Origin of the sequence: Pseudonocardia sp. MH-G8, from assembly GCF_002262885.1 — a bacterium.
Classification (GTDB): Bacteria; Actinomycetota; Actinomycetes; order Mycobacteriales; family Pseudonocardiaceae; genus Pseudonocardia.
Genome location: NZ_NKYF01000002.1, coordinates 440,894 through 465,199 on the forward strand (window position 1 = coordinate 440,894; position 24,306 = coordinate 465,199).

The following is a 24,306-nucleotide window of genomic DNA, read 5'->3' on the forward strand; positions in this document are numbered from 1 at the left end:
GCGCGTTCCCATCCCGAGACCATTTCGTGACCAATGTCGCCACGAACAGCGCGGTGACCACCAACGAACGGCACTCCCGTCGCTACCTAGCCAACGAGAGTGCCGTCCGTTGCGTCGGATCGACCCGCCGCAGCGAAGCGGAGGCCATCCAACACTGTCGGGGGGCTTCCGTACTCTCACACCGTGACCACCGCCTCCCGCAGCACGTCGGCGCGGGGCGCCGCAGAGCCCGCTCCCGCACCGCGGGCCACGGCCCGGAGCGCGGCCCGCCTCGCCAAGCGGATCGCCGCGGGGGAGCCCGCGCTGGGCCGGGCCCGGCGCGTCGGCCGGATGCTGCGCACGCTCGCCGCCACCCATCCCGACGCCCATTGCGAGCTCGATTTCACCACGCCGCTCGAGCTGGCCGTGGCCACGGTGCTGTCGGCCCAATCCACCGACAAGATGGTCAACTCGGTCACACCGGCGCTGTTCCGCCGCTACCGCAGCGCGCTCGACTACGCGCAGGCCGACCGCGCGGAGCTCGAGGAGATGATCCACAGCACCGGCTTCTTCCGGAACAAGGCGGGCTCGCTCATCGGTCTCGGGGCCGCGGTCGTCGAGAAGCACGACGGCGAGTTGCCGCGCACGCTCGAGGAGCTCGTGGCGCTGCCCGGGATCGGGCGCAAGACGGCCAACGTCATCCTCGGCAACGCCTTCGACGTCCCCGGCATCACGGTCGACACCCACTTCGGCCGGTTGGTGCGGCGCTGGGGCTGGACCGAGGAGGAGGATCCGGTCAAGGTCGAGCACGCCATCGGTGCGCTCGTGCCGAAGCGCGACTGGACGATGGTGTCGCACTACGTGATCTTCCACGGGCGTCGGGTCTGCCACGCGCGCAAGCCGGCGTGCGGGGCCTGCTCGCTCAGTGCCGACTGCCCCACCTTCGGTGCCGGCCCCACCGACCCGATCGCGGCGTCCGCGCTGCTCAAGGGCCCGTCGCGGGCCCACCTGCTCGAGATCGTCGGCATCCCCGACGACGACGCGCCGGCGCCGGTCGGCCGCGAGGACGCGGACGCCCCGTGACCCTTCGCGCCGCCGCCGCCCGCCGTCGCTCGCACACCGATCCTGGCGCTGCCACACCGACTGCAGTCGGTGTGGCAGCGCGGAAGTCGGTGTGCGACCGCGTCCGGGCGAGCGCGTGACCGGTCCTGGCGCGGGCATGCGCCGCTCGGAGGTCGTCACCACGGTCGTGGTCGCGGTGCTGGCAGCCGTCGCCGTGTTCGCGCTATGGCCCCGCGACGACGCCCCGGCCCCCGAACGCCCGCCCGCGGCCACGGGCGAGCCGGCCCCGGTGCCCGACGCGGAGCTCGCCGACGCGCGCGCGGCCGCGGGCTCGGTGGCCTGCCCCGGCCCCACCGGCACGGCACCCGCAGGCCCGCTGGCCGGGGTCACCGTTCCCTGCCTGGGCGCCCCCGGCGTCGTCGACGTCGGCGCCGCGCTCGCCGGCGGCCCCGCCCTGCTCAACGTCTGGGCTTCCTGGTGCGAGCCGTGCCGCGACGAGCTGCCCGCACTCGTCGAGTACGCCGCGCGGCCCGGCGCCGTGCCCGTGCTCGGCATCGACGTGCGCGACGATCCGCGCGCCGCGTTGGGCCTGCTCGCCGAGCTCGGCGTGGCCCTCCCGTCGGTCACCGACCCGGACGGCGCGCTGCGCGCCGCGCTGGACGTTCCACCCGCGCTGCCCGCCTCGTACGTGGTGCGCGCCGACGGCACCGCGGTGCGGGTCGACCCGCCCACCCCGTTCGCCACCGCCGACGAGGTTGCCGAGGCCGTGGAGCGGTTGTCGTGACCGCACCCGTCCTGCGACCCGAGCGGGCCCCGGCGTGGCTGCAGCCCCTGCTTCAGGGCGTCGAGGACGTCGACGCAGCGACCCTGGGCCACCGCAGGATCCCTCCTGCGACCGGAGGGCGCCGCGCGGCGGTGCTGATGCTCTTCGGTGAGGACCTCGCGCACGGCCCGGACGTGCTGCTGGTCGAGCGGGCCAGCACGCTGCGCAACCACGCCGGTCAGGTGGCCTTCCCCGGCGGCGGGGCCGATCCCGACGACGCCGACGTGGTGGCCACGGCCTTGCGGGAGGCCGAGGAGGAGGCCGGCGTGGAGCCGTCCGGAGTGGTCCCGCTCGCGTTGCTGCCCGAGCTGTTCGTCCCACCGTCGGGTTTCGTCGTCACCCCGGTGCTCGCCCACTGGGAGCGCCCGGTCGCGGTGCACGCGGTCGATCCGCGCGAGACCGCGAGCGTGGTGCGCGTGCCGGTCGCCGCGCTCGCCGATCCGGCCCACCGGTTGCGGGTGCGCCACCCGTCCGGCTACACCGGCCCGGCATTCACCGTGGCGGGTCTGCTCGTGTGGGGTTTCACCGGGGGCCTATTGTCCGCGCTGTTGGATCGTGGGGGATGGGCGCGTTCGTGGGACACCACTCGGGTGGTCGGCCTCGACGCTGCGTGGTCGGCGGCACGGGCCGGTCGGCGGGAGGTCGCAGGATGAACTCGGGGGCCGGGACCACGTGAGCTGGGTTGATGTCGTCGTCGTCCTGCTCGCTCTGATCGCGGCGGTCTCCGGGTGGCGCCACGGCATGGCGGTGGCGCTGCTGTCGTTCGTCGGGGTGCTCACCGGTGCCGTGCTGGGCGTGCGGCTGGCGCCCCTGCTGGCCGCGGGCGTCGAGGCACCCACCACGCGGATCATCGTCAGCATCGCGGTGGTCGTGCTGCTGGTGGCGCTCGGGGAGACCACGGGCGTCTTCTTCGGCAGGCGCATCCGCGACCGCATCACCGGTGCGCGCTCGTTGCAGGTCGACTCCACGCTGGGCTCGATCCTGCAGGCCCTCACGGTCGTGGTCGCGGCGTGGCTCGTCGCCCTGCCGCTGGCCTCGGCGAGCTTCCCCGGGCTCGCGTCGGCCGTGCGGGGTTCCGACGTCCTGCGCACCGTCGACAACGTGATGCCGGAGGCCGCCAAGGCGCTGCCGGCCGAGCTGGGCCAGCTGCTCAACAACTCCGGCTTCCCGAACGTGCTGAGCCCGTTCTCGGAGACCCCGATCACCGAGGTCGGTGTGCCCGACCCGGCGCTGGCCCAGAGCGCGGTCGTCGACGAGGTCGCGAGCAGCGTGCTGAAGGTCCGCGGGCGCGCGCCATCGTGCGCCCGGCAGCTCGAGGGCACCGGCTTCGTGATCGGCCCCGAGCTCGTCATGACCAACGCCCACGTCGTCGCGGGCACCGCCGAGACCGGGGTCGAGATCCGCACGAGCCGGGGCAAGGTGCGGGAGCTGGACGGCGAGGTGGTGCTCTACGACCCGGCCGTCGACCTCGCCGTGATCCGCGTGCCCGACCTGGAGGCCGATCCGCTGTCGTTCGATCCGGGTGCCGCCGCCGCGGGCGACGACGCGATCATCGTGGGCTACCCGCTGGACGGCCCGTACACGGCCACGGCGGCGAAGGTCCGGTCGTTGATCAACCTCAAGGGCCCGGACATCTACGACTCCGGCGAGGTCACCCGCGAGGTGTACACCGTGCGGGCGGTCGTGCGTTCCGGGAACTCCGGTGGGCCGATGATCGCGCCGGACGGCCGCGTCGTGGGCGTGGTGTTCGGTGCGGCGCTCGACGACCAGGAGACCGGGTTCGTCCTCACCGTCGACCAGGTCGCGGGCGCCGTGGAGCAGGCCTCGGGCCTGCGGCGCGAGGTCGACACCGGCAACTGCGCGGTCTGACCCGGAGCAGCGATCACGCCACGGCCTGTTCCTGCTGGTCACAGGCCTCGCACGCGCGGTCACGCAGCGACGACGGGTGCAACGCCAGCCCGCGTTGGACCGATTGTCCTAGCGTGAACTACGCCAATCCCCGATCCCGCTCCGAGCGATCGACCAGGCGGCAGGTGACGACCGCGCGGACCGTCGCACCCCTCCTGGCCGGAGCGGTCGCCGCAGCCGCCTGCGTGATGCTGCTCGGCTGGCCGGAACGGCCGTCGCTGCCGGGGCAGGCGGGTGTGGTGGCGGCCGCGACGCTCGTGGTGGTGGCGGTACTGGCCGTGTTCGTGCCGGCCGTGCGGCCCCGGCGACCGCGGTCGCCGAGGCCACCGACGTCAGACGTCCCGCGTGATCGTCTGGTCCCGCCCGGGCCCGACACCGATCGCACTGACCGGCGCCCCGGTGAGCTCTTCGATCCGCTGCACGTAGGCCCGCGCGTTCGCGGGGAGATCGTCAAAGGTCCGGCAGGCCGACAGGTCCTCGAACCAGCCCGGTAGTTCCTCGTAGACGGGCAGGGCGTGGTGCACGTCGGTCTGCGTCATCGGCATGTCGTCCACGCGCTTGCCGTCGACCTCGTAGCCCACGCAGATCGGCACGTTCTCCAGCCCGGAGAGCACGTCCAGCTTGGTGAGGAAGAAGTCCGTGATCCCGTTGACCCGCACGGCGTAGCGCCCGATCACCGCGTCGAACCAGCCGCAGCGCCGAGGCCGCCCGGTGGTGACGCCCACCTCGCCGCCCGCCTTGCGCAGGTGCTCACCCATCGCGTCGAGCAACTCGGTGGGGAACGGACCGGAGCCGACACGCGTCGTGTAGGCCTTGAGGATCCCGATCACTCGAGTGATCTTGTTCGGCCCGATGCCGGAGCCGACGGCCGCGCCGCCCGCCGTCGGGTTCGAGCTGGTCACGAACGGGTAGGTGCCGTGGTCGACGTCGAGCAGGGTGCCCTGCGACCCCTCGAGAAGCACGGTCTCGTCGTTCTCGAGCGCCTTGTTGAGCAGCAGGCGGGTGTCGGCGATCCGCTCGGCGAACCGGCGCCCGTGCTGCAGCACGGTGTCGACGACCTCGTCGACGTCGAGGGCCCGGCGGTTGTAGACCTTGACCAGCATCTGGTTCTTGAGGTCGAGAGCGGCCTCGACCTTCTGGCGCAGGATCTTCTCGTCGAGCACGTCGGCCACCCGGACGCCGACGCGCGCGACCTTGTCCTGGTAGGCCGGGCCGATGCCGCGGCCGGTGGTACCGATCTTGGCCTTGCCGAGGAACCGCTCGGTGACCTTGTCGATGGCCACGTGGTACGGCATGATCAAATGCGCGTCCGCGCTGATCATGAGGTTGCTCGTGTCGACGCCGCGGGCCTCGAGCCCGGACAGCTCGTCGAGCAGCACCCCCGGGTCCACCACCACACCGTTGCCGATCACGTTGCGCAGACCGGGCGTGAGGATCCCGGACGGGATCAGGTGCAGGGCGAAGTCCTGGCCGTCGGGCAGCACCACCGTGTGGCCGGCGTTGTTGCCGCCCTGGTAACGCACCACCCACTGGACCTGGCCAGCAAGGATGTCGGTGGCCTTGCCCTTGCCCTCGTCGCCCCACTGGGCGCCGATCAGCACGATCGCCGGCATGTGAAACTCCACTCCTGGCCGCGCATCGACACGCGGCGGGGAAGGGTAACCGATCAAGTGAACCCGATCGATTCGGACGTGGTGCTGCTGACCTGCTCCGACACCGAGCAGGCACCGCGGCTCCCCGTGCACGGTAGTCGCCGTGCCGACTCCCTCGCCGCCCTCCCGGTAGTGGCGTTGCCCGCTCGTCCGGATCGGGCCACGCTCGACCCCGTACTCGCCGAGCACCGACCCCGCCGCGTGGTGGTGAGCGGCACCGACGCCGCCCTCGCGGCCGTGCTGCTGCGGTTGCTGCGCACCGACCGGCTGGGCACCGAGGTCGCCTACCTGCCGCAAGCACCGTCACCGGCGACGGCGGCGTGGGGGCTGCCCACGGGAGCGCACGCGGCCACGCTGGCGGTGGAGGGCAAGGCCTCGCGCGTCCCGCTCGTCCGCGACGACAGCGGTGGCGTGCTCGTGGGCCGCGGGGAGCTGCACGACGTGCGCGGCGAGTGCTACTGCGACGACGTGCTCGTGCTGCGCGGGCCGGCCCGGCGCCTCGTCGTCACCCCCGGTCCGGAAGGGATCTCCGTACGGGCCGGGTGGAGCGGGCGGGCTCCCGACGGCCGGACGCGTCCGGTGTCGTCGCGCGCCACGAGCGGCACGGGTTCGAGTCGCGGGCGCGCGGTGCAGGTGGGCTTCGAGCCGAACACGGTCATCGTCGACGGGGTGGCCCACCCGCGGGCGGTGCCGCGCTGGACCTGGTACCGGCACACCGACGACTGGCTGCTGGTGCGGCCCTGAGCCGCGTTCCGCCGATCTCGCCCTATGCGGGTTCCAGGACGACGACGGGGATCTCCCGGTCGGTGTAGGTCGCGTAGCTCGCATAGGGGCGGTAGATCTGCACGAGGTGGCCCCACAGCCGCTCACGCTCCGGCCCATCGGCGACCCGCGGCCGCACCCGGCGCCGAACGCCTCCCGGCAGCTCGACGTCCGTCGTGGGCATCGCCATCAGGTTGTGGAACCAGGCCGGGTGCGTGTCGGACCCTCCTTTCGAAGCCACGACAACCAGGTCAGGGGCATCGTCGAGGTAGATCAAGGGGTTGGTGCGGGCCACTCCCGATCTGCGACCGACGTGGTCGAGCAGCAGGACCGGTACGCCGCGGAACGTCCCTCCGACGCGGCCTCCGCTCCAACGGAAGAGCGCTCGGTTGAGTCGGGCGCCCTGACGGTGCAGCGTCCAGAACGGGTGTGCGGCGTGCGGAGCCTTCGGCATGGCGAAATTCTGTCATGTCGTGACATTTGTCAGCAAGTGACAACTTCTGTTTGTCCGGCGCACCCCGCTCGACGTACCGTGCTGCGGTGAGCGAAGCGGGGCTGCGTGAACGCAAGAAGCGCAGGACGCGGGAGGCGTTGACCGAGGCGGCGTGCACGCTGTTCGCGCGCCAGGGCGTCGAGAACACCACCGTCGAGCAGATCGCGGCAGCCATCGACGTCTCACCTCGCACCTTCTTCCGCTACTTCTCCTCCAAGGAGGAGGTCGCCGTCTCGCTGCTGGACGACCAGGTCACGGCGGTGATCCGAGCGCTGGAGGCGCGGCCGGCCGCGGAGTCGGTGCTCACGGCGCTACGCCGGGCCGTCGTCGGGGTCGCACGCTCGCACGAGGACGACAGGTCCGGAGACGGCCAGCACCGCCTCCGCGACGTCCGCGCACTACTCCTCACCAGTGCGACGGTGCGGGCGGCGTCCCTGCACCAGGGTGTGCTCCGCAGTGGCGAGCTGGCCCGCCTGCTGGCGCTGCGGATGGGGGTCGACCCCGCGCGCGACGGGCGACCGGAGCTGGTGGCGACGATCACCCTGTGCGCGCTCGAGAGCACCGTGAGCGGGTGGCAGGTCCACCGTCCGGAAGCGCTCCTGTCGGACCTGCTCGACGAGGCGTTCGACCTGCTGGCCGAGGGTCTGGACTACCCCTCGTCGCCGGGCGTCGCCGACAGCTGACCCCGAGTGGGAGGGGCCGGGTGCGGCTCAGCCGTTCTGCTCGGCGAGGCCTCGGACCAGGTCCCGCAGGGGCCCGATGTCCGGGACGTTGCGCTCGAGTTCCGCCACGAAGGCGCGAGCCGCCTCGGCGCTCTCCGCCTCGATGTCGTTCTGGACGTTCTGGCGGAGCACGTCGCCCCCGTACCAGACACCCACTCCGACGGCCCCGAGGGGAAGCAGCAGCGAGGCACCGAGCGCGAGTCCGGCCAGCGCCTTCGGGCGGGCGACGGCCACCGCGACCACGGCGAGCACGAACACCACGATGGCGCCCACCGCCACCGCTCCGAGGGTGCTCGCCCAGCCCGCCATGCTGCCGAACGGGTCCGCGGAGATGAGGTCGACCGACACGAGCGCCTGGTAGGTCAGCACGCCCAGCAGGGCGGACACTATGAGCGTGAGCACCAGGACCACGCAGGCGAAGAGCTGTCCTCGGCTCTGCGACCGCGCAGGCCGGCGATCGTCGCGGCGCGTGTCGTCGTAGTCGGCCCGCTCGTAGTCGGCCCGGCCGTAGTCCGCGCCGTCGTCACCCGCGGGGTCGTCGTAGCCGGCGTAGGCGTTGCGGGAGGCCTGCGGAGGGGGCGGCGCCATCTGGCGCGTGTGCGGCGCCATCTGGCGCGTGGGGTGCGGTGCCGTCGGTCGGGTCGCCACGGGCGGCCTGGGCACTGGCTGTCGAGGGGCTGTCGGGAGGGGGACCGTCGGGCCGGAAGCCGCGTCGAAGCCGGGCGGGCCCCACCGGGATGGCTCGCTCACCACGGCACCCTCTCACGGGCGAGCGACGCCTACTGCACGCGGTGCCGCACCTCCGGCGCCACTCGGACGGGCGATGCCCGACATCACCGGCTCGACCAGCCGTGACGCACCGCGACGGAGCGTCGTCAGGCGGCCGGGCGCTCGTGGTAGGTGTCGACGTACTCCTGGTGCGACAGCCGCACGATCGCGTCCATCACCTCGTCGGTGACCGCCCGGCGGATCGCGCTCGAGCCCTCCAGACCCTCGTAGCGGGTGAAGTCCAGCGGCGGCCCGAACCGGACGACGACCCGGCGGGGCCGCGGGATCCGGACCCCGACCGGCTGCACCCGCTCGGTGCCGATCAGCCCGACCGGCACCACCGGGGCACCCGTACCCAGGGCGAGGCTCGCGACTCCGGTGTGGCCGCGGTGCAGGCACCCGTCGAGCGACCGCGTGCCCTCCGGATAGATCGCGAACGCGCCGCCCTCGTCGAGCACGCGGCGTGCGGCCGTCAACGCGGCCAGCCCGGCCTTGGCGTTCGTCCGGTCGACCGGCACGTACCCCAGGGCCGACAGGAACGACGCGAGCGCGCGGCCGCGCAGGCCCGTGCCGACGAAGTACTCCTCCTTGCCCAGGAACGACACGGGGCGCCCGGTCGTCAGCGCGATCACCGCCGTGTCGACGGCCGCGCGGTGGTTGGCCGCCAGGATGACCGGCCCCTCCCGCGGCACCCACTCCAGCCCGTGCACGACCGGCCGGTAGATCAGCCGGGCGAGCGGTGCGAGGAGCCAGCGCATGAGCAGATGCACGCGCGGGGAACGGTGAGCGCCCGCGTCGGGTTCCCGAACGGGTCCACGACCACCCGGACGGAGGCACGGCGCGGCGTGTCGCGTGCGCCGCGACCGCGGACGGTCAGCCCCGGGTTCGGGATGCGTCCTCCATCAGGAGTTCGCGTCGCCTCCCCCGTCCGGTGCGTCCCGCATCGCCGCGAGCGCCTCGGTCCGCGTCAACCCGGTGGCCTGCAGCAGGTCCAGCACGATGGAACGCAGCTGCGCCATGATCACGACCTCGGACGGCCCCGGGCTCCACGTCGCCTGCAGCCGCCGCGCGTGCCGGACCGTCTCGAGCACCGGTCCGCGCGCCCGTTCCCGGTCCCCGTCCCGGCCGAGCTGGGCGGTGAGCACCTTGACGGCGGTGGACAGCTCCGCCAGGACGTCGGCGAGCTCGGCAGCCGCCGGTTCGTCGTCGCAGAGGGCGGTGTACGCGCGCCGGACGAGCACGCGGGCGTTGCGCATGGCGTAGTCGGACCGCTCCGCCAGCTCCGCGAACTTGCCCAGCACGCGCCGCCGCGGGCGCAGCAACGGCGAGACGCGGGTGACCTCGTGCCCGCCGCGCAACGCGCCGCGCAGCTCGTCGATCAGCGGCTGGCTCTCGCGGGCGCGGTTCAACGCCGCGGCCGCGGCCTCCGGGTTGCGGTCCCGCAGCGCGTCACCGGTGCGGGCGAGGACGTTGGACAGCTCGTCGAGCAGAGCACGCGCTTCTCGACGGACCGGGCCGACGGGATCCGAAGGCAGCACGGCGGCCACGAGCAGGCCGACGGCGCCGCCGATCAGCGCGTCGACGCAGCGGTCGAGCCCGCCGACGTCACCGGGCGGCAGCAGGGTGGCCACCAGCACCGCCGACGCGCCCGCCTGGGCCACGAGCAGGGTGGCGCCGTCGGCGAACACCGCCGTGGCCATCGCGAGCGCCACGACGAGCGCGATCTGCCACGGACCGCTGCCGATCAACGAGATCAGGATGTCCCCGACGAGCACGCCGAGCGCCACCCCGACCACCAGCTCGGCCGCCCGGCGCAGCCGGCTGCCCAGCGACACCCCGAGGCAGATCACCGCGGCGATCGGCGCGAAGAACGGGCGCGCGTGGCCGACGAGGTCGCTCGCCACGAACCACGCAAGGCCCGCGGCGACCGCGCACTGCCCGATCGGGAGCGCGGAGAACTGCAGCCGGCGGGTCCCGTCGGCGAGCCGGGCGCGCATCCGCGCGGCCGCGGGCACCGATCAGCTCAGGCCGAGGGCGGCCGGCGCGGCCGGGTCGGAGTCGGCGAGGAAGACGCGGCAGCGCTCCGCCTCGTCGGCCTCGCCGATCGCCGCCGCCGCTCGGTACAGGGCCGCCAGGGCCCGCAGGAAACCCTGGTTGGGCTCGTGCGACCAGGGCACCGGCCCGAAGCCCTTCCACCCCGAGCGGCGCAGCCGGTCGAGGCCGCGGTGGTAGCCCGTGCGCGCGTAGGCGTACGCGGTGATCGTGCGCTCCTCGGCGAGCGCGCCCTCGGCGAGCACCGCCCACGCGAGGCTGGACGTCGGGTGCGCCGCCGCCACCTCGGCCGGGTCGTCGCCCCGGTCGAGGACCGCGGCCGCCGGGTCGACGGGCAGCAGTGTCGGTTCCGGCCCGAGCAGGTTGCCCTCAAGACTCATGGGGCCATCCTGCCGCTCCGCGACCCGTGAGTGGAAACGAGGGCCCTGGCACTCGTTCCCACTCACGACCCGGGGGTGTCAGCGCACGGTGGTGCCCGTCGACTTCAGGTTCTCGCAGGCGTGCGCCACGCGCTCGGCCATCCCGACCTCGGCGGCCTTCAGGTACGACCGCGGGTCGTAGACCTTCTTGTTGCCGACCTCACCGTCCACCTTCAGCACGCCGTCGTAGTTCGAGAACATGTGCGCGGCGATGGGCCGGGTGAAGGCGTACTGGGTGTCGGTGTCGATGTTCATCTTCACCACGCCGTAGGTGAGCGCCTCGTGAATCTCCTCGAGCAACGAGCCCGAGCCGCCGTGGAAGACCAGGTCGAACGGCTTGGAGCCCGCCGCGAGCCCGAGCTTCGCGGTGGCCACCTCCTGGCCCTGCTTGAGGATCTCCGGCCGGAGCTTGACGTTGCCCGGCTTGTAGACGCCGTGCACGTTGCCGAAGGTGGCCGCCAGCAGGTAGCGCCCCTTCTCGCCGCCCCCGAGCGCCTCGACCGTGGCCTCGTAGTCGCCGGCCGCAGTGTAGAGCTTCTCGTTGATGTCGTTCGCGACGCCGTCCTCCTCGCCGCCGACGACACCGATCTCGACCTCGAGGATGATCTTCGCCTTGGCCGCGGTGTCGAGCAGCTCCGCCGCGATGCGCAGGTTCTCGTGCAGCTCGGTGGCCGACCCGTCCCACATGTGCGACTGGAACAGCGGGTTCTCACCCCGGTCCACGCGCTCCTGGCTGATGGCGATCAGCGGCCGGACGTAGGTGTCCAGCTTGTCCTTCGGGCAGTGGTCGGTGTGCAGCGCGATGTTCACCGGGTACTTCTTCGCCACGACGTGCGCGAACTCGGCGAGCCCCACGGCACCGGTGACCATGTCCTTGACCTTCGTGCCGGACAGGAACTCCGCCCCGCCGGTGGAGATCTGGACGATGCCGTCGCTCTCGGCGTCGGCGAACCCGCGCAGCGCGGCGTTCAGGCTTTCCGTGCTGGTGACGTTGATGGCCGGGTAGGCGAATTCGCCGCTCTTGGCCTTGTCCAGCATCTCGTTGTAGATCTCGGGGGTGGCGATCGGCACGGCTGGCCCTCCTCGACGTCCGCAGCTTTCCGCGCGCAGTATCGCGCACCACCCGCGTGGCGTCGCCCGTGGCGGAGCGGAGCGGCGCGGGCACCGGTGCTCCCTGCCGGAGGTTCGGCGGGAAGCACTAGGCTCGGTCGGGTGCTGGGTGGCGGCGGGGGTAACGCCGTCGAGGCGACGCTCTCTCGGCTGAGGCGCCTCGACGCGCAGCCTGCCCCTGCGCCCACACCGGGCGCCCCCCTCACGCTCTCCGACCTCTACCGCGACCACCGGATGCGCATGGTCCGGCTCGCCGTCCTGCTGGTCGACGATCCGAGCACCGCCGAGGACGTCGTACAGGAGGCGTTCACCGGGCTGCACCGGCACTGGTCGAGCCTGCGCGACGAAGCCGCCGCCGTGGGTTACCTGCGCACCGCGGTCGTCAACGGTTCGCGCTCGGTCCTGCGGCGCAGGCGCACGGCCCGCGACTACGTGCCTCCCCACCAGGTGAACGCCCGCTCCGCCGAGTCGCTGGCGATGCTGTCCACCGAGCACCAGGCCGTGGTGGACGCCCTGGCCACGCTGCCGCCGCGCCAGCGCGAGGTGCTCGTGCTGCGCTACTACGGCGGCCTCACCGAGGCCGAGATCGCCGAGGCCACCGGGATCAGCAGGGGCACGGTGAAGTCCACGGCGAGTCGCGCGCTCGACGCGGTCGGACGGGTGATGGGTTCGCGCACGTGACACCGCGTGCGGCACCATGACGTCCGTGACCGCGAGCGACGAGTCCGAGCGCCGGGTCGCCGAGGCGCTGAGCGCCCGGGCCTCGGGTGCCCCGCGGGGCACCCCGCGGGCGGCGCGGCCCGCGCGGACACCCCCCGGCGCCAACCTCACCGCTGCCCTGCTGGTCGCCCTGCTCGGGGGCGCAGCCCTGGGCACCGTGCTCGCGCTGATCTCCCTCCTGGCCCCGGGGGTGCTACCGCCTCTCGGGTGAACCGCCCCGCCAGGTACGTTCTCCTCCCGTGACGACGCTCGCACTCGGACCGGAGTGGCTCCAGCCCGACTCGATCATCGCGTGGCTCGGCCCGTGGGCGCTCGTGGGGCTCGCCCTGATCGTCTTCGCCGAGTGCGGCCTGCTGCTGGGCTTCTTCCTGCCGGGCGACTCGCTGCTGTTCACGGCGGGCCTGTTCGTCGCGCAGGGCGCGATCGACACGCCGCTCTGGCTGGTCTGCCTGATCCTCGTGGCCGCGGCGTTCGTCGGCAATGCCACCGGCTACTGGATGGGCCGGGCGGCCGGACCCGCGATCTTCGACAAGCCGCAGTCCCGGCTGTTCAAGCCCGAGCACGTCGTCAAGACACAGGGCTTCTTCGACAGGTACGGCAACCGGGCCATCGTGCTCGCGCGGTTCGTGCCGATCGTGCGCACCTTCATCACGGTCATGGCGGGCGTCGGGCGGATGGATGCGCGTCGCTACTTCACGTACTCGCTGCTGGGCGGCGTCGTGTGGGCGGCAGGCGTCACCGTTCTCGGGTTCTGGCTCGGCCAGTTCGCCTTCGTGCGGGAGAACATCGAGATGATGCTGATCCTCATCGTCGCGTTGTCGCTGCTCCCGATCGTCATCGAGCTGGTGCGCGCCCGGCGCGCGCAGGCGACGTAACGCCGATCGGCGCAGCAGCGAGGCTGGGGTGAGCGCCTACCCTGGAGTCCCGTGACCGTCGCCGCCGCACATCAGCTCGCCCTCGCCGGGCCGCTGGAGGCGGCCGGGCCGATCACGGTCTGGGCCGTCGTCCTCGCCTTCGTGTTCCTGGAGTGCGCGTTCATCGTCGGGATGTTCCTACCCGGCGATTCGCTGCTGCTCGCGGCAGGCGTCGTGCTCGCCCACGGCGCGCACGAGGGCAGCGCGTGGACGCTCGGGTTCGTGGCCGCCGGCGTCGCCGTCGCGGGCAACCAGGTCGGCTACCTCGTCGGCCGCTACGCCGGCACCCGCATGCTGGCCCGCCGCGAGGGGCGCATCCTCAACCGCACCAACCTGGAGCGGGCGGCCGCGTTCTTCGACCGCTGGGGGTTCTGGGCGATCGTCGTGGCGCGCTGGCTGCCCTGGGTGCGCACGCTCGCGCCGATGATCGCCGGCGCCGCCCGCATGGACAACCGGCGCTACATCGTGGCCAACGCCGTCGGCGCGGTGATCTGGGTGCCCACGCTGATCATGTTGGGCTACTACGGCGCCGGCCTGCTCGACACGCTGCCGTGGCTCAAGGAGGTGGCCACGATCCTCGCGGTCGGCTTCTTCGTCATCGGCAGCGGCTACGGCCTGTACCGGTACGTCCAGGACGTGCGCAGGCCCGTGGACGAGACCGCGCCGCACCCGGAGGACCGGGCGAACGACCCGGACCTGCGCGACGCCGCCTGACGCCGGGCCCCGCCACCCCCGCGACACACAGGCACCAGACGACGACACGCGCACATCCACACCCCGACTCGCGGAGAACGGGCGTGCCCCGCGAGTCGGGGCGCGCGAGCGCGCGTATCGCGCCCCAACACCCGCGAGTCGCGCCCCAACACCCGCGAGTTGGGGTCTCGGTGCACGCATGTCGGGGTCGGGGGTGTCCGGCAGGCAGCGGCTTCAGGTCACCTGCAGGCGGGCCGCGGCCTCCAGCAGCATCCAGCCCGACAGCTGCACCGACAGGTCGGCCTCGGGCACGCCGCGCCGCGGTTCCGGCGCCGGGTCCCGCCACTCCGCGGAGAAGACGGGACCGCCACCGATCTCGGCCCGGCCCTTCCAGGCCGCCTCGGCGTTGGCGAACACGAGCCCCTTCGTGGCGTCCGCCAGCTCCGGCACCCGCAGCGCCGCATCGGCGAGGTAGCGGGCCGTGATGCCGGCGAACAACCCGCCGTCGCCCCCGCCCGACCCAGGCAGCACCCCGTCCGGTCCGGCGAGCCGCTGGCGCAGCGCGTCGACGAGGGCGATCGCGCGGTCGGTCCAGCGCTGGTGCCCGTCGCGCGCCGCGAGCTCGACGCAGGCACCCAGGTACACGCCCTGGTTGTAGGTGTAGATGTTCGGCTCGACCACCCGGATGCTGCCGTCGGACGCGACCCGCACACCGTCGCGGACCAGACCGGACCCGGGATCGACGAGCGTCTCGGCCATCCAGTCGGTGATGGCAGCGGCGAACGCCGTCTGCCCGTCGCGAGCCAGCAGGATCGCCGCGGGGCCGTTGGCCGGGGCGGCCTTGAAGTCGTCGTCACGGCGCCACCAGATCCCGCCGCCCCCGCCCTCGGTCCAGCCGTCGTGCAGGCGGGCCATGATCGTGGGAAGCGCGGAGGGCCCGGAGCGGCCGGACAGCGTGCCCCCGCGCTGCACGGCCAGGCCCAGCCACGCGATGTCGTCGTAGTAGCGGTTGAGCCACGACCCGGCGTTGCGCACCCGCACGCTGCGCGCGACGGCCGCGATCGCCTTGGCCCGCTGCCGCTGCGGGGCCCGCAGCTGCGCGTCCACCAGGCAGTCCAGCAGGTGGGCCTGCCACCAGTAGTGCCACGGCGCGGGCGGCGCGGGCGCCCGGCGTGGCCAGCGGACCCGACCGATCCGCGTGCCGGGCAGGACGCCGCCCACGCGCCGCAGGTGCCGGCGGACGACCGCCCGTTCCGCGATGCCCGCCCGTACCGACCAGTCGACGTCCGCGGGAGCCATCCGGCCAGTCTGCCCGATGGCCGAAATGGTGGGATCCCTGTCGTTGACGCCATGCCGCAGCGGGGCGAGGCTCGTGACGTGCCCGCGCACCACGTACTGATCCCGCTGTTCGACGGCGTCCAGCCGCTCGACGTCACCGGGCCGCACGAGGTGCTCTCGGGGGCCGACCAGCTCCTGGAACACCGGGGCGACGGCCCCGGCTACCGGGTGTCGCTGGTGGCGGAGCGGCCGGGCCCGGTGCGGGCGCGCAGTGGGCTGCAGCTGGTGGCCGAGGGCCCGCTACCCGAGTCGGGCCCCGTCGGCACCCTGCTGGTTCCCGGCGGCACGAGCACCCTCGCGATGGCGGACGGGGACCCGTTCGTCGGCTGGCTGCGCAGGACCGCCGAGCGCGCCGAGCGGGTCGTGTCGGTCTGCACGGGCGCGTTCGCGCTCGCGAGCGCGGGGCTGCTCGACGGGCTCTGCGTCACCACGCACTGGCACTACGCCGCCAAGCTCGCCCGCGACCACCCCGCCGTCGACGTGCAGGCCGACGCGATCTACCTGCGGCAGGGCCGCATCTGGACGGCCGCCGGCGTCACGGCCGGCATCGACCTCGCGCTCGCGCTGGTCGAGGCCGACCACGGCGCCGAGGTAGCCCAGCAGATCGCCCGCCACCTCGTGGTGTTCCTGCGCCGGCCCGGCGGCCAGAGCCAGTTCGCCGGACCCGTGTGGTCGCCGCCCGCCCGCCGCGCAGGCGTCCGCGAGGCGCAGGACCTCATCCACGGCGACCCCGCAGCCGACCTGCGGGTGTCCGTGCTCGCCGCCCGGGTCGGCATGAGCGAGCGGCACTTCAGCCGCGAGTTCACCCGAGCGCTGGGCTGCCCGCCCGGCGACTACGTCGAGCAGGTACGGGTCGACACCGCCCGCCGGGTGCTCGAGTCCGAACCGGTGCTCGTCACGGTCGCCGCCGCCCGGGCCGGCTTCGGCTCGGCCGAGACCATGCGGCGCGCGTTCCTGCGCCGGCTGGGCGTCGCACCCGACCACTACCGCCGCCGCTTCGCGGTGGTCCGCGCCTGAACCTCCCGGAAGGAGACGACCGTGCAGGTCGCCATCGCCCTGTTCCCCCGCCTCACCGCGCTCGACGCGATCGGGCCCTACGAGGTGCTGCAACGCATCCCCGAGCTGGACATCGTGTTCACCGGCGAGCGGCGCGGCGAGGTCCGCACCGAGAACGGGTTCCTCGGCCTCACCGTCGACGCGGCGTTCGACGAGGTGCCCGCGCCCGACGTCGTGGTCATGCCCGGGGGCGTCGGCACCCGCGACATGCTCGGCGGCGGGCCGGCCCTGGACTGGCTGCGCGCGGTGCACCCGGGCACGCGGTTCACGACCTCGGTGTGCAGCGGCTCGCTCGCCCTCGCCGCCGCCGGGCTGCTCGACGGCCTCACCGCCACCAGCCACTGGAGCGTCTACGACCACCTGCGGCAACTCGGCGCCGTACCGGTGCAGCAGCGGGTCGTGGAGCACCTCGACCGACGGATCATCACCGCGGCCGGCGTCTCGTCCGGCATCGACATGGCGATCCGGCTGGCCGAACTGCTCGTCGACGACGTGGCGGCCCGGGCCGCGCAGGTGTTCATCGAGTACGACCCGCAGCCGCCGTTCGACGCGGGGCACCCGAGCAAGGTGGACGCCGTCGTCATGGAGCGAGTGGGGGAGTACGCGAAGCTGCGCTCCTGACGCGGAGCGGTGATCGGTCCGAACCGCACCGACTCGTCGGTGCGCGCGGGTCGACGGACATCGGGCTCCCCGATCAGAAGTGCTGGACGAGCTCCCGGAAGTGCCGCAGGTGCAGCACCCCGTCGTCGGCATGGTCCAGTTCGTCCTCCTCCAGCACCCAGGTGTGGGCGTTCGGGATGAACACCGCGCGCAGGCCGGCCGCCCGGGCCGGGAGGATGTCCGAGCGCGGGGAGTTGCCGATCATCCACGTCGACGCGGGCGCGAGACCCAGCTCCGCCGTGAGGGCGCGGTAGGTGTCCACGCGCTTCTCGGCCACGATGCGGACGTCCGTGAAGTGGTGCGCGAGGCCAGAGGCGTCGATCTTGCGCTGCTGCTCGGCGGGGTCACCCTTGGTGAGCAGGGCGAGGTCGTGACGGCTGCCGAGGTCGGTCAGCGTGGCCGCGACGTCCGGCACGAGTTCCACCTCGTCGAACGCGAGCGCCGCCGCGAGCTCCTCGATCTCCCGCGCCTCCGCGTCGGAGGCCGGCCGCTCGGACAGCCGCGCGAAGCAGTCGTGCAGGCTGCGCAGGAAGCTCGCGCTGCCGTACCCGTGCACGACGACGTTGGCCCGCTCCACCTCGTCGAGCACCGCCCGTGCGGCGGCCCGATCGAGCGTCGGGTGGGCCAGCCAGTCCAGGTAGGCGTCGATCACGCGCTCGAACAAGACGTTGTTCTCCCACAGCGTGTCATCGGCGTCGAAGAGGAGGCAGGCTCTCCCACCGGGCTCCACCAGGCGCATCCGGCGAGGGTGCCACGACCCCCGAGGGGTGGGCACCCGAGTTACGCGGTGGGATCCGTGCCGGCCGCCGGATGATCGGTCCGAGACGTACGTCAGGGCCCTCGCGACCGTGCTCATGTGCTTCTCGCACGCGGCTCGCCGTCGTGATCGCCAGGAGTGGTGTGAGGGCGTCACATCTGTCGCCCTCACACCACTTTCGCTGATCAAAGCCGCCCTCTTCATGATCAGATAGACCTGAGAGGGGTCCCTCAAAGATCCAACCCCTCTCACGTCTACATGGTCATGGAATCTCCTGTGGGCGCGCCGTTCCCGGCTCGCAGCCACTGCCCCACACCCCGGCCCAGGCCTTCCGCGCAGTCGGCCGGGTTCCCCTGTTCCTGCCCGTCGGCGACGCGGCCGGGTTGGCAGAACTACCGAATATCAGGACTGGGTGGGCGGCCGTCCCCGGCGCGGGCCCAGGCCTGTCCCGGACGAGAGCGCCCCTGCTGCGAGCTCGCGCACCTTGCGGTGGTCCAGATCCACCCTTACCGGTGATCATCGGGCACCCCACCCAGCCGCCCTCGGCACGGAGGGCGAGCACGAGCTCCGGCTGAGCGAGATCGCGCCGGTCCGACACGACCGCCTGGCGATCGGTCGGCACCAGGCGAGCCCCGACCGGCGTGCCCACGCGATTTCGTCAGGGTTCGAATGTATGTTCGAGACCATGGACCCCATCGCATCCGTCCACCAGGCCGACCAGCACGATGCCTGGCAGCGCGAGACGATCCGCCTGCACGGCTGGGCGCTGCACGCAGTTCCGGGTGACGAGGACGGCCCGCCCTTCGTCTACACGGTCGGGCTGTCCGGGTTCCGGCACCCGGAGCTCATCCTGTTCGCCACCGCCCCCGCCGTCTCGGCCGCGGTGCTCAACGACCTCGGCGAGCTGGTCCGCCTCGGCCACGTCCTCTCCCCCTGCGAGCGGATCCGGTTGCGCAGCGGCGACGTGCACCTGCTCACGTTCCCCGAATCGGCCGACTGGCTGTTCGCCGCCCACGACCTCTACCAGCTGCCCGGCGGTCCCCCGGTCCCCGCGCTGCTGGTCGTGCCGGCCGACGAGCTGGTGCCGGTCTGACCCTCCGCCGGCGGTGATCGGCAGCGTTCACCAGGCCGCGTCGAGGTCGGCGTGCTGCCGGATCCACGCGTGCATGGCGATACCGGCCGCCACGCCGGCGTTGATCGAACGCGTCGAGCCGAACTGGGCGATCGACACCGTCAACCCGGCCGCGGCGCGGGCCTCACCGGTGACGCCCGGGCCCTCCTGCCCGAAGAGCAGCATGCACTCGCGGGGCAGCGCGGCGGTCTCGAGCCGCTCCGCGCCGGGCGTGTTGTCCACGGCCACGACCACGAGCCCGTTCGCGTCGGCGAAGCCTGCGAGGCCGGCGAGCGTCTCGTGGTGGTGCACCTGCAGGTAGCGGTCGGTCACCATGGCGCCGCGCCGGTTCCACCGGCGCCGGCCCACGATGTGCACGCCGGAAGCCGCAAACGCGTTCGCCGTGCGCACGACCGTGCCGATGTTGTGGTCGTGGCCGAAGTTCTCGATCGCCACGTGGAAAGGATGGGCGCGGCGGGCGAGGTCGGCGGCCACGGCGTCGCGGCGCCAGTAGCGGTAGTCGTCCACCACGTTGCGGGCGTCGCCGTGCTCGAGCAGCTCGGGGTCGTACCGCTCGTCGCGGGGCCACGAGGCCGGACCGTCGGGCCACGGCCCCACACCGACCTGCCCCGGCACCGCCCACTCGCTGGGTCCCGCTCCGTCGTCCTCGGCAGTCACATCGGCGATGATGCCCGGCGCCCTCCCACGCAACGAACGGCGCTCTCGTCGGCTAGGAACCGACGAGAGTGCCGTTCGTTGTGTGGCACGCCGGGTTCATCCGCGGCCCGGCATCCGGATCCCGTACTGCGTGATCTTCCGGTAGATCGTCGCCCGGCTCATGCCCAGGTCGGCCGCCGCCCGGTTCACCGTGGCGCCGGGCTCCAGCAGGCAGCGCACGATCTCGTCCCGCTCGATCGTCTCGATCCGGGTGAGCCTTCGGGTGGCTCCGCTGAACACCTCGGCGGCCAGGTGCCGGGCGTCCACGACGTCGCCGCGCGTGACCGCCTCGCGCGCCACCTGCTGCAACTGTGCGGCGTTGCCCGGCCAGTGGTAGGCGGCCAGCGCGCGGGTGGCCGCGGGGGTGAAGCGGACCTCGCGGCCACGGGCGCGCCGGGCGAACCACCGGGCCAGCGGCAGCACGTCGTCGGGGCGGTAGCGCAGCGCCGGGACAGCCACCACCTCGTCGACCAGCTCCCGCAGCGGGGCCGGGATCGCCTCGGGCGTCTCGGCCGTGAGCGCGAACGGCCTGCGGTGGTGCCCGGACCCGGCGGCGGCGACGCGCTCGAAGATCCCCGCGAGTTCCGCGGCCACCCAGGAAGGGAGCCCGTCGACCCGTCCGACCACCACGCTGGTGCGGTCCTTGCCCAGCTCGGGGGTCCACAGGGCGAGCCAGGACTCCGCGTCGCGCGGATCCGGGGGCCTCGCGTTCAGGACGCGACCGTTGGGTCGGACGCGCCGGTGCGCCGCGGCCAGCAGCGCGGTCTTCCCGGCGCCCGGCTCCCCGACGACCGCAATCACCCGGTCGTCCGCCAGTGCCGCGGCCGCCCCGTCCAGCGCGGTGCGCCAGGCGGCCGACAGCGCGGGCGGCGACGCGTCGCGCTCGACCGGGGCCACCCGGAACACCTCGCCGCGCGGCGACGACCGGGCCTGCGCCCCCCGCGAGCGCGCCAGCATGAGCGCCGAGGTGTGCCCGGCGGCCATCTGCGCCAGTGCGAGCAGCAGGTCGTCCGACTGCCGGGACCAGGTCGTCAGGTTGACGCTGCCGACCAGGGAACCGCTCGTCGGGTCGGTCACCGGGACCGCTGCGCAGGTGTAGCCCCACAGCCCGGTGCAGTAGTGCTCGTCGGCACGCACGAGCGACGGCGTGCGGTCGGCGAGGGCCAGGCCGAGCCCGTTCGTGCCGGCCTCGCGCTCGGAGAACGCGAAACCGGGTGCGAGGTAGACCCGGTCGAGGGCCTGCAGCAGCGCGGACTCGTTGCACATCCGGCTCAGCACCAGCCCGGCGTTGTCGGTGAGCATGAGGCTGATCGGCTCGTTCGCCAGCGTCGCGTGCAGGCCCCGCAGCACCTCCTGCCCGCACTCGTAGAACAGCGACCCGTCGTCGACCTGCCCTGCGAAGACCGGGTTGACCGCGTCCAGGGACACGCCGTAGCTCTCGCTGCGGCGCCAGGACGCGGACAGCCGTGTCGTGACCGCCGTCGCGCCACGACGTGCCATCGCGAGCTGTTCGCGCTCGGACAGGTGCGCCTGCTCGTCCATCCCGAACCTCCGTCGGACGCTCCGGTGCGTCTCCCGCCCCCCGACTGTGACACAGCGCGCAGGCTCTGCCACCGATCGTCCGTCTCAGATTGAGACGTCGGGCGGCCCTCGCGCAAGCGGCACGTCCCTAGCGTCCCGGCACGAACGTGCCACTGCTGCCGCGCGAGAGGACCCACCACGGTGTACACCAAGGACGGCGAGAACTACTTCATCGTCGACGCGCACGTCGCGCTCTGGGACGCGCGCCCGGAGAACCAGCGCAACATCCACGGCAAGCAGTTCATCGACTGCTTCTACGACTACCACCGCAACCTCAGCCCGGAATCCGAGGTCTGGCCCTACGAGGACTACCTCTACCAGGGCGGCGAGCGGCTGATGAAGGACCTGTTCACCGACGGCTATGCCGACCACGCGATCTTCCAGCCGGCTCGGCTCGGCGAGTTCTACTCGGGCGGGTTCGGCCAGACGGAAGAGGCGTTCGCCCTCACGCAGGCGCACCCGGACAAGCTGACCTACAACCACTACTGGGACCCCCGCGACGGTGAGGAGGGCCTCAAGCAGCTCCGCGAGGACGTGAAGCGGTTCGGCCTGAAGGGCGCCAAGCTCTACACGGCGGAGTGGCACGGCCAGTCCCGCGGCTGGAAGCTCGACGACCTGTGGTCCTACCGCTACCTGGAGGCCGCCCAGGAGCTCGGCGTCAAGAACATCCACATCCACAAGGGCCCGACGATCCGGCCGCTGGACCGCGACGCGTTCGACGTCGCCGACGTGGACAAGGTGGCCACCGACTTCACGGAACTGAACTTCGTGATCGAGCACTGCGGGCTGCCGCGCCTGGAGGACTTCTGCTGGATCGCCACCCAGGAACCGAACGTGCACGCCGGGCTGGCGGTGGCCATGCCGTTCATCCACACCCGCCCGAAGTACTTCGCGCAGATCATCGGCGAGCTGCTGTACTGGCTCGACGAGGACCGCATCCAGTTCTCCAGCGACTACGCGATCTGGACGCCGCGCTGGCTGATCGAGCGGTTCGTGGACTTCCAGATCCCCGAGGACCTCACCGAGTACGCGCCGCTCACCACGGCGCAGAAGAAGAAGATCCTCGGGCTGAACGCCGCGGCGATGTACGACATCCCGGTGCCGGAGCACCTGCAACTGCCGCGCGAGGAGCCGCAGGCCGTGGCGGTGGCCTGAACATGCCCACCCCCGAACGGGACGCGCTCGAGGCCCTGCACGCGGTCGTCGACCCCGAACTGGACGAGCCCATCACCGACCTCGGCTTCGTCCGCTCGCTCGACGTCGACGGCGACGCCGTCACGGTGCACCTGCGCCTGCCCACGAGCTTCTGCTCGCCGAACTTCGCCTACCTGATGGCATCGGACACCAAGGACGCGCTCGTCGCGCTGGCCTGGACGCGCCGGGTGAGCGTGGAGCTCGACGACCACCACGACTCCGACCTGATCAACCGCGGGCTGGCGGCCGACGCCGGCTACCGCGGCACGTTCGCCCACGAGGCGCAGGAGAGCCTCGACGAGCTGCGGGAGACGTTCAAGCGCAAGGCGCACACCGCCGCGATGGAACGGGTGCTCACCCGGCTGCTGCGGGCGGATCGCGACCTGACGGAGGCCGACCTGCACGGCGTCAGCCTCGGCGATCTCCCCGCCGACGACGCCACCGCGGCCCTGCTGCGCCGACGCGCGGCCATCGGGCTGGGCGAGGATCCCGGCCTGCCGGTCCTGGTCGGCTCCGACGGGGTTCCGTACCCGCCCGACGAGGTACCGCTGCGGCTGCGGATGGCGCGCTCCACCCGTATCTCGATCGAGGGCAACGCGCACTTCTGCCGCGGGCTGCTGCGCACCCGTTACCCCGACACCACCGCCGACACCACCCAGGAGGAGAAGGCGTCATGAGAGCAGTGCAGGTGATCGGCTACCACCGCGACCTCGAGATGACCGAGGTCCCCGCGCCGTCGGCGGTCGACCCGCACGACGTGATCGTGCGCATCGGCGGGGCCGGGGTGTGCCGCACCGACATCCACATCCTCGAGGGCCAGTGGGAGCAGAAGTCCGGCGTCACGCTGCCCTACACGATCGGGCACGAGAACGCGGGCTGGGTGCACGCCGTCGGCAGCGCGGTCACGAACGTCGCCGAGGGCGACAAGGTGATCGTCCACCCGCTCATGACCTGCGGGTTGTGCCGCGCCTGCCGCTCCGGCGACGACGTCCACTGCGCCCGCAGCCAGTTCCCCGGCATCGACACCCACGGCGGGTACGCCGAGTACCTGCGGACAACGGCGCGCAGCGTCGTCAAGCTCGACGACTCGCTGGAGCCGGCCGACGTGGCGGCGCTCGCCGACGCCGGCCTCACCGCCTACCACGCCGCGGCCAATGCGGCGCGCCGGCTGCGGCCGGGTGACCGGTGCGTCGTGATCGGGGCCGGCGGCCTCGGGCACATCGGCATCCAGGTGCTCGCGGCGCTCACGGCGGCCGAGCTCGTGGTCGTCGACCGCAACCCGGACGCCGTGGATCTGGGGCGCTCGGTCGGCGCGCACCACGGCGTCGTCGCGGACGGCACGCACGTGGCGCAGGTGGCGGAGCTGACCGGCGGCGAGGGCGCCGAGGTGGTGCTCGACTTCGTCGGTGAGGGCGGCAGCACCCGCGAGGGGCTGGCGATGACGCGCCGGGCGGGCGACTACCACGTGGTGGGGTACGGCGAGAACGTCGACGTGCCGACGATCGACCTCGTCTCCGCCGAAATCAACATCATCGGCAACCTGGTGGGCAGCTACGGCGACCTGTGCGAGCTGATGGTGCTCGCCGCCCGCGGCAAGGTCACCCTGCACACCACGAAGTACCCGCTGGCCGACTTCCAGAAGGCGATCGACGACCTGGACGCCGGAAGGGTGCGCGGAAGAGCGATCTTGATTCCGTAACCACCCCACAACCACCCCACCTTGGAGCCGTACTGCTGTTTTCCGGGCCTCCGGACAGCTGTACGGCTCCAAGGTGTGTTCAGGTAAGTGTGCAGCTCGACCGGTCGGCGGCCCGT

Annotated in this window: 27 protein-coding genes; 16 read left to right on the top strand and 11 right to left on the bottom strand. The window is 72.8% G+C overall.

What is annotated here, in order from left to right:
* Positions 1–282: 282 nt before the first annotated feature.
* From nth to CFP66_RS09090, 4 genes are all read left to right on the top strand, one after another.
* On the top strand, positions 283–1,062 hold the full coding sequence (gene nth / locus CFP66_RS09075) for an endonuclease III (protein ID WP_369804998.1): 780 nt from the start codon (positions 283–285) through the stop codon (positions 1,060–1,062).
* Between the two features lie 115 nt (positions 1,063–1,177).
* A complete protein-coding gene (locus CFP66_RS09080; RefSeq protein ID WP_233159247.1) occupies positions 1,178–1,825 on the top strand; it encodes a TlpA disulfide reductase family protein in 648 nt (215 codons plus the stop codon).
* On the top strand, positions 1,822–2,517 hold the full coding sequence (locus CFP66_RS09085; RefSeq protein WP_094922128.1) for a CoA pyrophosphatase: 696 nt from the start codon (positions 1,822–1,824) through the stop codon (positions 2,515–2,517). The genes CFP66_RS09080 and CFP66_RS09085 overlap by 4 nt, the downstream gene beginning before the upstream one ends.
* 19 nt (positions 2,518–2,536) lie before the next feature.
* Entirely contained in the window at positions 2,537–3,733 is a 1,197-nt protein-coding gene (locus CFP66_RS09090; protein ID WP_094922129.1) for a MarP family serine protease, read from the top strand.
* Positions 3,734–4,104: 371 nt separating this feature from the next.
* On the opposite strand, the gene CFP66_RS09095 is transcribed toward CFP66_RS09090, so the two are convergent.
* Positions 4,105–5,385 carry an adenylosuccinate synthase gene (locus tag CFP66_RS09095; RefSeq protein WP_094922131.1) on the bottom strand — a complete coding sequence of 427 codons (1,281 nt, stop codon included), beginning with the start codon at positions 5,383–5,385 and terminating at the stop codon, positions 4,105–4,107.
* Between the two features lie 57 nt (positions 5,386–5,442).
* On the opposite strand from CFP66_RS09095, the gene CFP66_RS09100 reads away from it, so the two are divergent.
* The gene (locus CFP66_RS09100) at positions 5,443–6,168 is read left to right on the top strand and encodes a hypothetical protein (protein ID WP_233159248.1); all 726 of its coding nucleotides are present in this window, start codon (positions 5,443–5,445) and stop codon (positions 6,166–6,168) included.
* 22 nt (positions 6,169–6,190) lie between these two features.
* On the opposite strand, the gene CFP66_RS09105 is transcribed toward CFP66_RS09100, so the two are convergent.
* Complete coding sequence (locus CFP66_RS09105) at positions 6,191–6,640, bottom strand: nitroreductase/quinone reductase family protein (RefSeq protein ID WP_094922132.1); 450 nt, start codon at positions 6,638–6,640, stop codon at positions 6,191–6,193.
* Between the two features lie 86 nt (positions 6,641–6,726).
* Between CFP66_RS09105 and CFP66_RS09110 the strand changes: the two genes are divergently transcribed.
* Entirely contained in the window at positions 6,727–7,362 is a 636-nt protein-coding gene (locus CFP66_RS09110; protein ID WP_094922134.1) for a TetR family transcriptional regulator, read from the top strand.
* 27 nt (positions 7,363–7,389) lie between these two features.
* On the opposite strand, the gene CFP66_RS09115 is transcribed toward CFP66_RS09110, so the two are convergent.
* The 5 genes from CFP66_RS09115 to fbaA all read right to left on the bottom strand — a co-directional run bounded on the left by CFP66_RS09115 (position 7,390) and on the right by fbaA (position 11,711).
* Complete coding sequence (locus CFP66_RS09115) at positions 7,390–7,989, bottom strand: hypothetical protein (RefSeq protein WP_143517183.1); 600 nt, start codon at positions 7,987–7,989, stop codon at positions 7,390–7,392.
* Positions 7,990–8,276: 287 nt separating this feature from the next.
* Positions 8,277–8,927, bottom strand: a complete 651-nt coding sequence (locus tag CFP66_RS09120) for a 1-acyl-sn-glycerol-3-phosphate acyltransferase (RefSeq protein ID WP_094922408.1) — start codon at positions 8,925–8,927, stop codon at positions 8,277–8,279.
* A gap of 144 nt (positions 8,928–9,071) precedes the next feature.
* Positions 9,072–10,184: an aromatic acid exporter family protein gene (locus tag CFP66_RS09125; protein ID WP_233159249.1), complete on the bottom strand. Its 1,113-nt coding sequence runs from the start codon at positions 10,182–10,184 to the stop codon at positions 9,072–9,074.
* A gap of 3 nt (positions 10,185–10,187) precedes the next feature.
* Entirely contained in the window at positions 10,188–10,601 is a 414-nt protein-coding gene (locus CFP66_RS09130) for a DUF3151 domain-containing protein (protein WP_094922137.1), read from the bottom strand.
* A 78-nt stretch (positions 10,602–10,679) separates the two neighbouring features.
* Complete coding sequence (gene fbaA, locus CFP66_RS09135; RefSeq protein WP_094922138.1) at positions 10,680–11,711, bottom strand: class II fructose-bisphosphate aldolase; 1,032 nt, start codon at positions 11,709–11,711, stop codon at positions 10,680–10,682.
* Positions 11,712–11,852: 141 nt separating this feature from the next.
* Here fbaA and CFP66_RS09140 point away from each other — a divergent pair, with 141 nt between their 5' ends.
* Genes CFP66_RS09140 through CFP66_RS09155 form a run of 4 tightly spaced genes read left to right on the top strand, consistent with a single transcriptional unit; the run spans position 11,853 to position 14,098 of the window.
* Entirely contained in the window at positions 11,853–12,431 is a 579-nt protein-coding gene (locus CFP66_RS09140) for a SigE family RNA polymerase sigma factor (protein ID WP_233159250.1), read from the top strand.
* 25 nt (positions 12,432–12,456) lie between these two features.
* Complete coding sequence (locus CFP66_RS09145; protein ID WP_143517184.1) at positions 12,457–12,681, top strand: hypothetical protein; 225 nt, start codon at positions 12,457–12,459, stop codon at positions 12,679–12,681.
* A 28-nt stretch (positions 12,682–12,709) separates the two neighbouring features.
* Positions 12,710–13,345, top strand: a complete 636-nt coding sequence (locus CFP66_RS09150) for a DedA family protein (protein ID WP_094922143.1) — start codon at positions 12,710–12,712, stop codon at positions 13,343–13,345.
* A gap of 51 nt (positions 13,346–13,396) precedes the next feature.
* Positions 13,397–14,098, top strand: coding sequence for a DedA family protein (locus tag CFP66_RS09155; protein WP_233159251.1), 702 nt, complete (start codon positions 13,397–13,399; stop codon positions 14,096–14,098).
* Between the two features lie 213 nt (positions 14,099–14,311).
* On the opposite strand, the gene CFP66_RS09160 is transcribed toward CFP66_RS09155, so the two are convergent.
* Positions 14,312–15,376: a glycoside hydrolase family 76 protein gene (locus CFP66_RS09160; protein WP_094922144.1), complete on the bottom strand. Its 1,065-nt coding sequence runs from the start codon at positions 15,374–15,376 to the stop codon at positions 14,312–14,314.
* Between the two features lie 51 nt (positions 15,377–15,427).
* On the opposite strand from CFP66_RS09160, the gene CFP66_RS09165 reads away from it, so the two are divergent.
* Together CFP66_RS09165 and CFP66_RS09170 are read left to right on the top strand one after the other, a co-directional pair.
* Complete coding sequence (locus CFP66_RS09165) at positions 15,428–16,432, top strand: GlxA family transcriptional regulator (RefSeq protein WP_094922146.1); 1,005 nt, start codon at positions 15,428–15,430, stop codon at positions 16,430–16,432.
* A 21-nt stretch (positions 16,433–16,453) separates the two neighbouring features.
* Positions 16,454–17,092 carry a DJ-1/PfpI family protein gene (locus CFP66_RS09170; RefSeq protein WP_094922147.1) on the top strand — a complete coding sequence of 213 codons (639 nt, stop codon included), beginning with the start codon at positions 16,454–16,456 and terminating at the stop codon, positions 17,090–17,092.
* A 73-nt stretch (positions 17,093–17,165) separates the two neighbouring features.
* Here the strand turns inward: CFP66_RS09170 and CFP66_RS09175 are convergent, their stop codons facing one another.
* A complete protein-coding gene (locus CFP66_RS09175; RefSeq protein ID WP_094922149.1) occupies positions 17,166–17,870 on the bottom strand; it encodes an HAD family hydrolase in 705 nt (234 codons plus the stop codon).
* A gap of 703 nt (positions 17,871–18,573) precedes the next feature.
* Here CFP66_RS09175 and CFP66_RS09180 point away from each other — a divergent pair.
* The gene (locus CFP66_RS09180) at positions 18,574–18,981 is read left to right on the top strand and encodes a DUF4262 domain-containing protein (RefSeq protein ID WP_158228052.1); all 408 of its coding nucleotides are present in this window, start codon (positions 18,574–18,576) and stop codon (positions 18,979–18,981) included.
* Positions 18,982–19,008: 27 nt separating this feature from the next.
* Here the strand turns inward: CFP66_RS09180 and CFP66_RS09185 are convergent, their stop codons facing one another.
* Together CFP66_RS09185 and CFP66_RS09190 are read right to left on the bottom strand one after the other, a co-directional pair.
* Complete coding sequence (locus tag CFP66_RS09185) at positions 19,009–19,677, bottom strand: RNA methyltransferase (protein ID WP_233159252.1); 669 nt, start codon at positions 19,675–19,677, stop codon at positions 19,009–19,011.
* A gap of 96 nt (positions 19,678–19,773) precedes the next feature.
* Positions 19,774–21,258: a helix-turn-helix domain-containing protein gene (locus tag CFP66_RS09190; protein ID WP_094922155.1), complete on the bottom strand. Its 1,485-nt coding sequence runs from the start codon at positions 21,256–21,258 to the stop codon at positions 19,774–19,776.
* A gap of 180 nt (positions 21,259–21,438) precedes the next feature.
* Between CFP66_RS09190 and CFP66_RS09195 the strand changes: the two genes are divergently transcribed.
* Genes CFP66_RS09195 through CFP66_RS09205 form a run of 3 tightly spaced genes read left to right on the top strand, consistent with a single transcriptional unit; the run spans position 21,439 to position 24,190 of the window.
* Complete coding sequence (locus tag CFP66_RS09195; protein ID WP_094922156.1) at positions 21,439–22,452, top strand: amidohydrolase family protein; 1,014 nt, start codon at positions 21,439–21,441, stop codon at positions 22,450–22,452.
* Positions 22,453–22,454: 2 nt separating this feature from the next.
* Positions 22,455–23,168 carry an iron-sulfur cluster assembly protein gene (locus tag CFP66_RS09200; protein WP_094922158.1) on the top strand — a complete coding sequence of 238 codons (714 nt, stop codon included), beginning with the start codon at positions 22,455–22,457 and terminating at the stop codon, positions 23,166–23,168.
* Complete coding sequence (locus CFP66_RS09205) at positions 23,165–24,190, top strand: NAD(P)-dependent alcohol dehydrogenase (RefSeq protein ID WP_094922159.1); 1,026 nt, start codon at positions 23,165–23,167, stop codon at positions 24,188–24,190. The genes CFP66_RS09200 and CFP66_RS09205 overlap by 4 nt, the downstream gene beginning before the upstream one ends.
* The last annotated feature ends 116 nt before the right edge of the window (positions 24,191–24,306 follow it).